Origin of the sequence: Paraburkholderia caledonica (assembly GCF_000383275.1) — a bacterium.
Taxonomy (GTDB): domain Bacteria; phylum Pseudomonadota; class Gammaproteobacteria; order Burkholderiales; family Burkholderiaceae; genus Paraburkholderia; species Paraburkholderia caledonica.
This window is the reverse complement of record NZ_KB911036.1, coordinates 348496-361423: the sequence shown is the minus strand read 5'-3', so window position 1 is coordinate 361423 and position 12928 is coordinate 348496. Positions and strand designations below refer to the sequence as shown.

12 protein-coding genes are annotated in these 12928 nt (G+C 62.6%); 3 read left to right on the top strand and 9 right to left on the bottom strand.

Annotated elements, in window-relative coordinates:
• Positions 1-73: 73 nt before the first annotated feature.
• The 7 genes from H281_RS35945 to argB form a co-directional block, all read right to left on the bottom strand.
• Positions 74-1357 (bottom strand): M48 family metallopeptidase, encoded by a 1284-nt coding sequence (locus H281_RS35945; protein ID WP_084690082.1) that lies wholly within the window; start codon positions 1355-1357, stop codon positions 74-76.
• On the bottom strand, positions 1354-2748 hold the full coding sequence (locus H281_RS0111470) for an AmpG family muropeptide MFS transporter (protein WP_020067252.1): 1395 nt from the start codon (positions 2746-2748) through the stop codon (positions 1354-1356). Before H281_RS0111470 ends, H281_RS35945 begins: the two co-directional genes overlap by 4 nt.
• A 14-nt stretch (positions 2749-2762) precedes the next feature.
• Entirely contained in the window at positions 2763-3371 is a 609-nt protein-coding gene (gene metW, locus H281_RS0111465) for a methionine biosynthesis protein MetW (protein WP_020067251.1), read from the bottom strand.
• Positions 3368-4513: a homoserine O-succinyltransferase MetX gene (metX, locus tag H281_RS0111460; protein WP_020067250.1), complete on the bottom strand. Its 1146-nt coding sequence runs from the start codon at positions 4511-4513 to the stop codon at positions 3368-3370. Before metX ends, metW begins: the two co-directional genes overlap by 4 nt.
• Before the next feature lie 336 nt (positions 4514-4849).
• Positions 4850-5530: a nucleoid occlusion factor SlmA gene (slmA, locus tag H281_RS0111455; protein WP_020067249.1), complete on the bottom strand. Its 681-nt coding sequence runs from the start codon at positions 5528-5530 to the stop codon at positions 4850-4852.
• Positions 5497-6300 (bottom strand): pyrimidine 5'-nucleotidase, encoded by an 804-nt coding sequence (locus H281_RS0111450; protein WP_020067248.1) that lies wholly within the window; start codon positions 6298-6300, stop codon positions 5497-5499. The genes slmA and H281_RS0111450 overlap by 34 nt, the downstream gene beginning before the upstream one ends.
• A gap of 127 nt (positions 6301-6427) precedes the next feature.
• The gene (gene argB / locus H281_RS0111445; RefSeq protein WP_013337747.1) at positions 6428-7327 is read right to left on the bottom strand and encodes an acetylglutamate kinase; all 900 of its coding nucleotides are present in this window, start codon (positions 7325-7327) and stop codon (positions 6428-6430) included.
• Between the two features lie 261 nt (positions 7328-7588).
• Here argB and H281_RS34565 point away from each other — a divergent pair, with 261 nt between their 5' ends.
• Positions 7589-7813: a cysteine-rich CWC family protein gene (locus H281_RS34565; protein ID WP_033379526.1), complete on the top strand. Its 225-nt coding sequence runs from the start codon at positions 7589-7591 to the stop codon at positions 7811-7813.
• An 81-nt stretch (positions 7814-7894) separates the two neighbouring features.
• On the opposite strand, the gene H281_RS0111435 is transcribed toward H281_RS34565, so the two are convergent.
• Entirely contained in the window at positions 7895-9517 is a 1623-nt protein-coding gene (locus H281_RS0111435; protein WP_020067246.1) for a tetratricopeptide repeat protein, read from the bottom strand.
• Positions 9518-9626: 109 nt separating this feature from the next.
• Between H281_RS0111435 and H281_RS0111430 the strand changes: the two genes are divergently transcribed.
• On the top strand, positions 9627-10937 hold the full coding sequence (locus H281_RS0111430) for an ATP-binding protein (protein WP_020067245.1): 1311 nt from the start codon (positions 9627-9629) through the stop codon (positions 10935-10937).
• Positions 10934-11476 carry a response regulator transcription factor gene (locus H281_RS0111425; RefSeq protein ID WP_007179684.1) on the top strand — a complete coding sequence of 181 codons (543 nt, stop codon included), beginning with the start codon at positions 10934-10936 and terminating at the stop codon, positions 11474-11476. The genes H281_RS0111430 and H281_RS0111425 overlap by 4 nt, the downstream gene beginning before the upstream one ends.
• Positions 11477-11580: 104 nt before the next feature.
• Here H281_RS0111425 and hslU read toward each other — a convergent pair whose 3' ends face one another.
• Complete coding sequence (gene hslU / locus H281_RS0111420) at positions 11581-12927, bottom strand: ATP-dependent protease ATPase subunit HslU (protein ID WP_020067244.1); 1347 nt, start codon at positions 12925-12927, stop codon at positions 11581-11583.
• Between the last annotated feature and the right edge of the window lies 1 nt (position 12928).

Genomic DNA, 12928 nt, shown 5'->3' with positions numbered 1-12928 from the left:
AGGCGGCTGGAACATGCGTAGCTCGATCGCGAGCAACGTCTGACGCGACGCGTGCGGAATTGATCGAGCCGTCTTAATCGCGTGCAAGCTTGCGGCGCGGGCGCCCCATGCCGGCGTAGTCCGGGAGCGCATCCACGGTCTTGCCAATGGCTTTCGCATACAGCGGCAGCATATCGGGCAAGCGCTTGATGATGTCCTCGCGGCGCGCCGGCGTGTACGGGTGCACGTAGATGAAGCCCTGCTCGCGATTGCTGCGCGTGGCCTGAGCGAGTTTGTCCCAAAGCGTGACTGCCGCGCGCGGATCGAAGCCCGCGCGAGAGGCGATGTCGCTGCCGATCACGTCGGCTTCGGTCTCGTCAGTGTTCTCGTACTTCATTTCGAGCAGGCGCGAGCCGATGCCGAGCGGCGCCATGCCGAGATCCGCAAGTCCGAATAGCTGCGGAATCGTGCCCGACGAATTGAGCTGGCTCGCCTGCAATTGACCGAGCCGCTCCCGCGCATGTTCACGCAGTGCGTGCGCGATCTCGTGGCCAATCAGCATGCCGAGTTCGTTGTCGTTCAGATGCGCGCGGTCGAGCAGCCCACCATACACGACAATCTTGCCTCCCGGCAGACAGTACATACGAACGTCGGTCGAGCGCACCACGGCGACATCCCACTTCCAGCCCTTCGCCCGCTCGTTCCATTTGAGCGAGTACGGCACCATCTTGTCGACGATCGAGCGCACACGTGTCACGTGCGCGTCAGTGTCGCCGTAGAGGCGGTTTGCATGCTCCGCACCGTACGCGATCTGGCTGAACTCGTCTGCGGCTTGCGCCTCGAGCACCGGCGACGGCACCAAATTACGGAACACGAGATAGCCGCCGAAGCGCAACTGGTTGTTCGGGCTGTATGGCGCCGACGCGCCCGCGCCCGCTGCAGGCTTTGTCACGCCAGTGGGCGAAGACGTTGCCGTCGGGGTTCGCGCGATAGCGGGTGGTTGCGCCGATGCCCCGGGCGACGTGCCTGCGGCCTGCCCGCTCCCGGAGGGTGTCGCGTTGGCCGCACTGCTCGCGGCCGGTGTTGCGGAAGTGGCGCTGTCCGCCCCGGCGGATGGCGCTGCGGATTTCGTGACCGGCGCCGGCGGTGCCGCCGTTGTTGCATTAGCGGACGTGCCGGCGGCGGCACTGTTACCGGTAGCCGGGGCCGCAGCTGCGGGGAGCGCTGCCGCGGCAGCGTAGGCGCTGGACGGTGCGGCGGCACTCAACAGGCTCAGACAGACAAGGCTAAACGCTGCATGCAACGCGCCGCGGCGGGCCTTGTACCACGCATCGCGCGGGACCGGCGACAACAACCGCTTCGGGAGACGCACCTTCACGACCTGTCTCTCCACGGCGCAATGCGCAACAGAAGCAGCATGCCCGGCACAGCCAGCGCCGTGCAGACAATGAAGTAGTCGAACCAACCGATCTTGGCCACCACGTAGCCGCTCGCCGCCGAAGCCAGCGTGCGCGGCACCGAAGCGAGACTCGTGAAGAGCGCGAACTGGGTAGCCGTGTAGCGCGGGTCCGTAGTGCTGGCGATGTACGCGGTGAAAGCCGCCATCGTCAGACCAGTAGAGAAGGTCTCGAAACCGTAGACCAGCGCGAGCGCGACCGAGCGCGGTTCGAGTTGCACTGACCAGTCGACGCCGACGAAGGCGAGCAGTCTCGTCGTACCTTCGCTTATCCACACGGCGATGTCATAGACCGCCGTCAAACCGGGCGAGGCGGGTCCGAGATGGGCGAGCCACGCGAAGCCGAGCGTCGACACCATCTGCAGGATGCCGAAGATCCACAAACCTCGCCCGATGCCGATTTTCATCAGCCAGATACCGCCGACGATTCCGCCCGCGAGACTCGCGCCGAACGCCGTGGTTTTCGCGATCACGCCGATCTGCGTGCGCGAGAAGCCGATATCGAGGAAGAACGACGTGGACAACGTCGTTGCCATCGTGTCGCCGAGCTTGTACAGAAAGATGAAGCCAAGCACGAACAGCGCGCCGCGCCAGCCGTCACGTTCGAGGAATTCGCGGAACGGCTGCACGATCGCTTCGCGCAGATTCTTGGGCGGCGTGCCGTGCACCTCGGGTTCGCGCACAACGAGCGTCATCACCATACCGGGCACCATGAACGCTGCGGTGACCATGAAAACGGTAGTCCACGGCAAATGATCCGACAGAATGAGCGCGAGCGACCCGGGTACTAGCGCTGCAATCTTGTAGGCGTTCACGTGCACCGCGTTGCCGAGGCCTTGCTGCGTGTCGCTTAGCAATTCACGCCGGTATGCGTCGATCGAAATGTCCTGGCTTGCGCCGAAGAATGCGACGAGCGCCGTCAATGCCGCGACGGTCCAGATCGAGTCGCGCGGCGACACGAAGCCCAACGTTGCGATGGCCCCCGCGACCAGAATCTGCGTGACGAGCATCCAGCCGCGCCGTCTGCCCGGGCGCCAGCCCGGAAAGCGCGGGACGTAGCGGTCCATCAGCGGGGCCCAGATGAATTTCCAGGTGTACGGGAACTGGATCAGCGCAAAGAGGCCGATTTCCTTCAGATTGACGCCTTCGGAGCGTAACCACGCTTGCACCAGGTAGACGAGCGTGAACAGCGGCAATCCCGACGTAAAGCCGAGAAAGACGCAGATCAGCATGCGCGTATTAAAAAACGCGCGCCAGCCGGGATGTTCTTCGTGAGCGGTAAGTGCAGGCGCCTCGTGCGGCGGGTTCGACATGTGGATAACTTGCGTTAGCTTTTCTTGACGCGATAGACCGCAAGACTACCACGCCAGTTCACCCCCCATCGCACCGTCTGACCGTCGTGCAGCACCACACGGTCCAGAATTTCGATGCCGACTTCGGGCGCGAGCGCCTCGAAGTCCTTGATGGTCAGCACCCGCACGTTCGGCGTGTTGTGCCATTGATAAGGCAGTGACTTCGACACCGGCATGCGTCCCTGCAGCACGGAAAGACGGTGCGCCCAGTAGCCGAAGTTCGGGAACGACACGATACATTCCCGGCCGACCCGCACGGTCTCGCGCAAAATCGCGGCGGTCTGATGAATGGTTTGCAGTGTCTGCGACAGAACCGCGAAGTCGAAGCTGCCGTCTTCGAAGAGGCGCAGGCCGTCTTCCAGATTCTGCTGGATCACGTTGACGCCGTTTTGCGTCGCGGCCAGCACGCCAGCGTCGTTGATCTCGATGCCGTAGCCTTGCACGTCCAGTTCCTCGGTGAGCAGCGACAACAGCGAGCCGTCGCCGCAGCCGAGATCCAGCACCGTGGCGCGCGGTTCGACCCAGCGGGCGATCGCGCGAAAGTCCGGGCGCAGCGCCAGATAGTCCAGGGCTCGCTGGTTCATGCGTTCACCTCGTTCGCAATGCGTTCGTAGTAGGCGCGCATCAGGTTGTGATAGCGCGCGTCGTCGAGCAGGAAGGCGTCGTGACCGTGCGGCGCGTCGATTTCCGCGTAGGTGACGGTGCGCTTGTGATCGAGCAGCGCCTTCACGAGTTCGCGCGAACGGGCCGGCGCGAAACGCCAGTCGGTTGTGAAGCTCGCGATCAGATACTTCGCCGTTGTATGGGCAACGGCCGCTGTCAGATCTCCTTCGAAGGCTTTGGCCGGATCGAAGTAATCGAGCGCGCGTGTGATCAGTAGATAGGTGTTGGCGTCGAAGTAGTCGGCGAACTTGTCGCCCTGATAGCGCAGATACGACTCCACCTCGAACTCAACGTCGAAATTGAAGTTGTATGCGTCGAGCGCGCCCTCGGCGCGGCGCAGCGACCGGCCGAATTTTTCGGCCATGTCGTCGTCCGACAGATACGTGATGTGGCCGATCATTCGTGCAACCCGCAGGCCGCGTTTCGGCTTCACGTTATGCGCGTAGTAGTTGCCGCCGTGGAAGTCGGGATCCGACAGGATCGCCGAGCGCGCCACCTCGTTGAACGCGATGTTTTGCGCCGACAACTTGGGCGTCGACGCCACCACGATGCAATGCCCGACCCGCTCCGGATACATCATGCTCCACGCGAGCGCCTGCATGCCGCCCAAGCTGCCGCCCATCACAGCGGCAAAGCGTGTAATGCCGAACTGATCCGCGACGCGCGCCTGGGCGTTGACCCAGTCTTCCACCGTGACCACGGGGAACGTCGCGCCGTACGGATTGCCGGTTGCAGGATCGATGCTCATGGGACCCGTCGAGCCGAAGCACGAGCCGAGGTTGTTCACGCCGATCACGAAGAACTTATTGGTGTCGAGCGGCTTGCCGGGGCCGACCATGTTGTCCCACCAGCCGATGTCCTTCAGATTGTCCGCATAGACGCCCGCGACATGATGCGACGCGTTCAGCGCGTGACACACGAGTACCGCATTGCTGCGCGCAGCGTTGAGCGTGCCATAGGTCTCGACCATCAGGTCGTAGCTGGCGAGCGAGCTGCCGTTTTGCAGACGCAACGGCTCGGTGAAATGCATTTTTTGTGGAGCGACGATACCGATCGATTCCATTCATTCCGCCATTTGACAAAGACAGGGCGGCTAGACGGCGTCGGCAAGCACGGAGGAGAAAGACTTGTGCGCGGCTGACGACCTCTTTAGCCGCATTTATAGTGAACCGCGGAAATCTTCCACTGGTTCGCGCGCCCGCAATCGAGTCAGCAAATCGGCGCGTACTAGGTTTTCACAACAGGAATTCACACACGTATTCAGACGTGTTCTGAAGCGCGGCATTAGAAGCTGGGGAGCGATTTCCGGAGACAATCAGGGCCGCGATCAGGCGCAAAGTATAGCGGAAAAACTCGCGCGGCAGCGTCTGACACCCCGTGGCGCGCCTTCTTCAGCGGACTACTGAAGGATCACTCGCAATTGGGAATCCGCGTCGGCGGCCGGCATACGCATGAACCCGCTGCGAACGAACCGATGCCAGCGGCCGATGATATAGCTGAGCAGCAAGCTTGCCCTCACGGCCGGGTCGTAGTCGGCCGGGACGGGCACCGGCGACGGCGCGTCTTGAGCGGATGCATCGGCGTTCGTTGCGGCTAAGCGCAGACATTGCTTCAACGAAGCTTCCACGCGCTCGAGCATCTGATTGACGCGCACGGTCAGCCGCTCATGTTCGCCGACCAGCGCCTCGCATGTGAGTACCCGGGTCATGCCAGGATTTTTCGCGGAGAAATTCAGCAGCATCAATGCGATTGCGCGCGCCTGCAGCACACCGCTCTCTTCCCTGTCGACAATCTGATTGATCAATCCGAAGATGGTCTGCTCGATGAACTCGATTAGCCCTTCGAACATTTGCGCCTTGCTGGCAAAGTGCCGATAAAGCGCGGCTTCGGACACGCCGAGCCGTGCCGCAAGCGCAGCCGTGGTGATTTTTTCGCTCTTCGGCGCTTCAAGCATGGAGGCGAGCGTCTGGAGAATATGCACGCGGCGCTCGCCCGGTTTCAGGCGCTGCCCGCGCGGTGCAGTAGGCGCGGCGGGTTCGTGTTCGGCTAGGGCTTCGTCAGGCTTGTCGATCGGCTGCATGGCTGTCGTCCCGTCTGCTGGCGCTTCACTCGAACCGAGCGGGTGCTCAGTCGTAGCGATTTTAACGAACGAATGCTGCGATCGACATAGTGCGGCCGGCCTGTACCCGGCAGCCGGGTGGGCACGCCGTCCGCATGAGGCTTACGCGGCAGATGGCCGGTGATCCATACGGTGCGGATGCCGAGGCGCCGGTAGTTCTTCAGGTGCGAACGCGTGTCTTCGACGAGGATCACGTCTTTCAGCGACACATGAGCGTCGCCCATGGCCTTGCGCAACATCGCGTGGTCGGGTTTTGCGCGCCAGCGGCGCCGGTCGCGCATGTGCTCGATGGCGATTACCTGCTCGAACAGACGCTCGATACGAAGTTGCGCCAGGACTGCGCGCGCGTACGCTTCGGGCGCATTGGTCAGCACGATCTTGCGCCCCGGCAGCGCCGCAACGAGACGCGCCACGCCGCGCTCGTGGCGGACCATAGAGCCGAGATCGGGGAACGTGTGCACGACCTTCAGGAAGTCGCTTGCGTCGAGTGGATGATGGCGCGTCAGACCCAGCAGCGCAGCGCCGTAGCGCTCGGTGTAGCCGGTGCGCAGACGGTTGGCTTCGTCGAGCTCGACCTGGAGCGCGTCGATGATGTACTGCGTCATCGCCTGATTGATTGCAGGGAAGATGGCGTGCGACGCGTGGTGCAGCGTGTTGTCGAGATCGAACAGCCAGACCGGACGGCCGCCTGCGATGTGCGGACGGCGGCGTCGGGAAGTTGGAGTGCGCATGGTCAGTAGGGCCGTTCAGGCCGGAGCAGTTGCTGCGCGCGGCGGCCATACGTTGCCGGATTGTTGCCGCAGTGCACATAAGGCGCGCCGGTTTGGCGTGCCTTATGTGCTGGGCGGGGGACAGCAATCAATGCGAGCGGATCATTGTGCCGAACGGCTGCTCGGTGAGAATCTCCAGCAGCACCGAATGCTCGATACGCCCGTCGATAATATGCACCGAGCGCACGCCGCTCTTGGCCGCGTCAAGCGCCGACGAGATTTTCGGCAGCATGCCGCCGGAAATCGTGCCGTCGGCAAACAGGCCGTCGATTTCGCGCGCTGACAGGTCGGTGAGCAGATTGCCTTCCTTGTCCATCACGCCGGGGATGTTCGTCATCATCACGAGCTTTTCGGCGTTGAGCACGACCGCCAGTTTGCCCGCGACGAGGTCGGCGTTGATGTTGTACGACAGGCCGTCTTCGCCGAAACCGATTGGCGAGATCACCGGAATGAATGCGTCGTCCTGCAGCGCCTTTACAACCGCAGGGTTGATGGCTTCGACTTCGCCCACCTGGCCAATGTCGACGTACTGACCGGGATTGTCACGGTCGGGCATCAGCATCTTGCGCGCGTGGATCAGGCCGCCGTCCTTGCCGGTCAGACCGACCGCGTGTCCGCCGAAGTGGTTGATCAGTGTAACGATGTCCTGCTGCACTTCGCCGCCGAGCACCCATTCGACGACTTCCATCGTCTCTTCGTCGGTGACGCGCATGCCTTGAATGAACGTGCCCTGCTTGCCGACTTTCTTCAGCGCCTGGTCGATTTGCGGACCGCCGCCGTGCACGATGACCGGATTGATGCCGACCAGCTTCAGCAAAATGACGTCGCGCGCGAATCCCTGCTTTAGCCGCTCCTCCGTCATGGCGTTGCCGCCGTATTTGATGACCACGGTCTTACCGTGATACTGGCGAATGTAAGGCAGCGCCTCGGCCAGGATTTCAGCCTTCAGGGTGGGCGCAATCTGCGAAAGGTCGGGAAGCTCGGACATGGCGGCAGGCTCGGGCACGGAACAGTTAAAACACGGCGAATTGTACAGGACTGGCGCGCTGCAACAGGGTTTTCGACACGCGCGCTCGCGGCACGCAGCCGGTGTCTGCGCGCGGCGCGAGCGGTGTTTGCAGCGCCAGCCGACGACCAAGCGTACCGCGCCTCGCGCGCACCTGTGAACTAGCCGAATGGACGACTCACGGCCGGACGCCGGCCGTGGCATTATTGGCTCGTCGATGCTTCGCGAGGCCATCCGCCTGCCATGAAACCATCTGCTTCCCGCCCGCAAGGCAGCGCGCGTTGCCCGCGCTGCGGTAACGCGTTCGACTGCGCGATGCATGCAGAGCCTTTCGACTGCTGGTGCCGCGAAATGCCCGCACTGCCGCGCGACCGACTGGACCCGGCCGGACGTTGCCTTTGCCCTGAATGTCTCGTAGCGGAGATTGCGAAAGCGGCGCAAGCCGAGCCGGGCGCCAATCCGCCGTGACGCTGCCGTGACAGCCGCCGTGACCGTCGCCGCGACCGTCGCCGGGCTGCTGGCGAAGCCGCGGCTGGCTTCAGCGGCCCGTCAGGCCGCGCGGTGCCGGGCAGCGAGCGCTTCGAGATCGCGGGCCACCGCCTGGAGCACCGGATCCCAGTTGCCGAATTCTTCCTGCCGGTACAGCGTCGCGCCCGGATACCACGGACTGTCGCGGCGACCGGTCAGCCAGACCCAGTGCGGATTGACGTCGAGCAGCACCCATGTGCGCTGTCCGAGCGCGCCGCTCAGATGCGCAGCCGACGTGCAAACGCTGATAACAAGATCGAGCCCGCCGACAAAGGCGGCTGTATCGTCGAAAGTCGAAAATTCGGCGGTGTAGTCGGCGAGCGGCAGGCCTGCGGCGTTGGCCGCGCGGACATCGGCAACTGCACCGGGTTGCAGCGAATAGAACGCTACGTTCTGAATGGCGCCGAGGTGCTTCGCATAGCGTTCCCAGCCTACCCGGCGGAACGGATTGCGCTGATGACCATGGCTGCCGGTCCACGTGAGCCCTACCCTGAGCCTCGATTCGCCGGCAAGCCGTTGCTGCCAGCGCTGCACGGCAGCGCGGTCCGCATACAGGTAAGGCGTGGTGGTGGGAACGGTCGCCTCGCGCGTGCCGAAAATCAACGGCAGACTCATCAATGGAATCTCGAAGTCGAAAGGCGGCAGCGATTCGACGCCGCCGCCCGCCGAGTAGTGGTCGACATGCCCGCCGAGACTGCGGGCGAGCAAGGCGCCCATTTGCGGAAACGAATTCCATGCGAGGCGGCCGCCTTCACGATGCACAAGCTCGGCCAGCATCGGAATGTAGCGGCTGAACTGCAACACATCGCCCATGCCTTGCTCGCCCCACACTAGCAGCGTTTTGCCGGCGAGCGGCTCCCCGCGCCAGGTGGGTGCAGGCAAGGCAGGACGATTGCCGCGCAGTTCGGACGAACCGCTCCAGCGCGCTTCATGCGACTGCCAGCCGTTCGCATAATCGCCGCTCATGAGTTGCAGCATCGCGAGGTTCGAACGCATGCTCGCGTCAGTGGGCGCGAGCGCGCAAGCGGTTTGCGAGGCGTGTGCCGCCTCGGCCCAGCGTTGCGCTTCACGTAGTGCCAGCGCATAGTTGTTGTGGGCGAGGGGACTAAGCGGTGCGCACTGGACGGCTCGCGCGCCCGCTTCAAGCGCGCGAAATACATCCATATTGTTGCGATAAGCGTTCGACAGGTTGGTCCAGCTGTTGCCGTCGTCGGGTTCATCCTGGAGCGTATCTTCGAGCAGCTGAATCTGTTCGCTCAGCTCGCCGTGCGTGACCGCAAGTGCGCCGGCGAGATTGCAGCGGAGTGACGGCAATGAGGGGTTCAGTGCGAGCGCGCGGCGATATGGAGCGATCGCTTCGTCGTGACGATTCGCCATTTGCAATGCGTAGCCGAGACGAAAATGCGCGTCGGCGTTGCTTGCTTCGAGTTGCGCAATAATGGCGGCCAGTTCGATTGCGTCGTCGTGGCGTTGCTGCTCGATCAAAGCGTGGATGTGCGAGGCGAGCGACGCGTTGTCGAGAGAGTGGAGTTGCGCCGCGGCGTCGAGCCATTGCGCTTCGGATTCCGCAGCGCCGTTCTTTCGGGCTGCGGCGGCTTGCCGCATGAAGTTAAGGAAAGCTGACGACATGTCAGAGGTGACCATGGATAATTGGCTGCCGAACGACCGGCTCCGCGCGCTAACAAGGAAAGCTATGGTATCGCCGTGCAGCAGCGAGATGATTCGGAAGCGTCCGAACGGGTAAACTGAAGTCATGCATCGTATAACCAACACGGGTCGGGTCAATCTGGGCCATTTGTTCTGGCTGCGCAGCCTCGCGATCATCGGTCAGTTGCTGACAATCGCGTTCGTGCAGATCTTTATCGGCGTGCATTTGCCGTTGCCGGCCATGCTGCTGGTCATCTCACTCGAGGTGCTCTTCAACGGACTCACGTGGTGGCGCGTCGCGCAGCAGCGGCCCGAGTCGAACATGGAGCTGTTCGGTCAGATCTGGGTCGATCTCGGTGCGTTGTCCGCGTTGCTATTTTTATCTGGCGGCACGACGAATCCGTTTGTTTCGCTGTACCTGCCGTCGCTCGCCATTGCCGCGGCTGTTTTGCCGTGGCAACTGATGGCGTGGCTCGCCGCATTCGCCGTGGCCTGTTACGCGGTGCTCGGCTTCGACTCGGTGCCGTTGAATCTCGACAACCCCGCGAACCTGTTCGACTACTATCGCGCCGGCATGTGGGTCAACTTCATGGTGAGCGTCGGTCTGATTGCATGGTTCGTCGCGCGCATGTCGCGAGCCCTGCGGCTACGTGACGCAGCGCTCGGAGAAGCGCAGCAGCGCTTGCTTCACGACGAACGCGCGGTCGCGCTTGGCGTGCAGGCCGCTACCGTCGCTCACGAAATCGGCACGCCTCTGTCTACAATTGCGATGCTGTCCGAAGAACTGCGCGACGCGGCACGAACCGATAAAGGGCTCGCGCCATACAAGGCCGATCTCGAATTGCTCGAACAGCAAATGGGTCTGTGCACGTCGGCGCTTGCCAGGTTGCGCAGCCGCGCAACGACCGCGACGAACCGTCAGCCTGTCGACGAATGGCTCGAGTCGTTTGCCGAGCAGTGGCGCTTGCGTCATCCACATGTGAAGTTCGAGCGGATCGGCACGCCGCCCGCCGATGTCAGTCTCGACGACACGGTTGCCGTCAGCCAGATTCTGACGATTTTGCTCGACAACGCCGCGCGTGCGAGTCGCGATCACGTGACGTTGTCGTGCGCGTTGACGGCGCGCGGCGATCAGGTCGAATTCGAAGTATGCGACGCCGGCCCCGGCATTCCAGCCGCGCTGCGCGGCTCGCTCGGCGCGGTGCCGGTCGAGAGCACGCAAGGCGGCCACGGCGTCGGCTTGTATCTGGCTTTTTCGGCGGCGGCGCGCCTCAAAGGCTCGATCGAATTGACCGACGTCAGTTCGATCAAGCCGCGTGGCACGCGCGCGGTTTTGCGGTTGCCGCTCACCGAGCGAAAAATATCCGGCACGGGCCGTCAAGGCGCCGCACCATCCAACACGGAGAAACAGGCATGAGCGAAATGAATTTTCTGGTGATCGACGACGACGAGGTGTTCTCCGGCATCCTCGCACGTGGCCTGACGCGCCGCGGGTACACCGTGAGCGAAGCGCACAACGCGGACGAAGCGATCAAGCTGGCAAACCAGCAAAAATTCAGTCAGATCACGGTGGACCTGCACCTCGGCAACGACTCCGGCCTCACGCTCGTCGCACCGCTACGCGATTTGCAGCCCGACGCTCGCATGCTGGTGCTGACGGGCTATGCGAGCATCGCCACCGCGGTGCAAGCGGTGAAAGACGGTGCGGACAACTATCTGGCAAAGCCTGCCAACGTCGAAACGATTCTGTCGGCGCTGCAAAGCGAGGCGAGCGCGTTGCAGGCGGAAGAGGCGATCGAGCACCCCACGCCGTTGTCTGTCGCGCGGCTCGAGTGGGAGCATATTCAACGCGTGCTCGCCGAGCATGGCGGCAATATCTCGGCCACCGCGCGCGCTTTGAACATGCATCGGCGGACGTTGCAGCGCAAACTCGCGAAGCGGCCAGTCAAGCAGTAAGCGCGGCTTTATCGCTGATATTGTGTAAAAGAAAACGGGCTGCCTTTTTACAGGCAGCCCGTTTTTTGCGTCCGTTCAAAGCTTGATGTGACTAGGTCACTACGTCACAGCACATAACGCGACAGGTCTTCGTCTTCGGCAACTTCGTTCAGCGCGCGATCCACATATGCTGCGTCGATTTGCACCGTGTGGCCGGAGTGGTTGCCGGCGGAGAACGACACTTCTTCGAGCAGCTTTTCGATAACCGTATATAGACGGCGTGCGCCGATATTCTCGGTCTTTTCGTTCACCGAATAAGCGATTTCGGCGAGGCGGCGAATGCCGTCGTCGGCGAATTCGAGGTGCACGTCTTCTGTTGCGAGCAGTGCCTGGTATTGCTTGACGAGGCTCGCGTCCGTCGACACCAGGATCGACTCGAAGTCCTTCACAGACAACGAATCCAGTTCGACGCGGATCGGAAAGCGCCCTTGCAGTTCGGGAATCAGATCGCTCGGCTTCGCCAGATGGAACGCGCCGCTCGCGATGAACAGAATGTGATCCGTCTTCACCATGCCGTACTTGGTGTTGATGGTGGTGCCTTCCACGAGCGGCAGCAAATCGCGCTGCACGCCTTGGCGGGACACTTCGCCGCCGCCTGCCTCATTGCGCGACGCGATCTTGTCGATTTCGTCGAGAAACACGATGCCGTTCTGCTCGACGTTCTGAACCGCCTTGGTTTTCACCTCTTCGTCGTTCAGCATCTTGCCGGCTTCTTCGTCGGTGAGGACCTTCAGCGCTTCCTTCACCTTCATCTTGCGGCGCGTTTTTTTGCCGCCGCCGATGTTGGCGAACATCGAACGGATCTGCTCGGTCATGTCTTCCATTCCCGGCGGCCCCATGATGTCCATGCCGACTTGCGGCTGTTCGACGTCGAGTTCAATCTCCTTGTCGTCGAGCAGTCCTTCGCGCAGGCGCTTGCGGAACGTCTGACGAGTGGTGCCGCCTTCGTCGGCGGTATCAGTGGCGCTCGAACTGGAGCCGAAGCCAACCGGACGCGCGCTCGGCAGAAGGATGTCGAGAATGCGGTCTTCGGCCTGGTCTTCAGCCTTGGTTCGCACCTTGCGCATTTCCGATTCGCGAGTCTGCTTGACCGATATCTCGATCAGATCGCGCACGATGCTGTCGACGTCGCGGCCCACGTAGCCCACTTCGGTGAATTTGGTGGCTTCGATCTTGATGAACGGCGCGTCCGCGAGCTTGGCCAGCCGCCGCGCAATCTCGGTCTTGCCGACGCCGGTCGGTCCAATCATCAGAATGTTTTTCGGCGTGATTTCCTGGCGCAGCGGGTCTTCTACCTGCTGACGGCGCCACCGGTTGCGCAGCGCTACGGCCACCGCTTTTTTCGCGCGGCCTTGGCCGATGATATGTTTGTCGAGTTCCGAGACGATCTCGGCAGGGGTCATGGTGCTCATC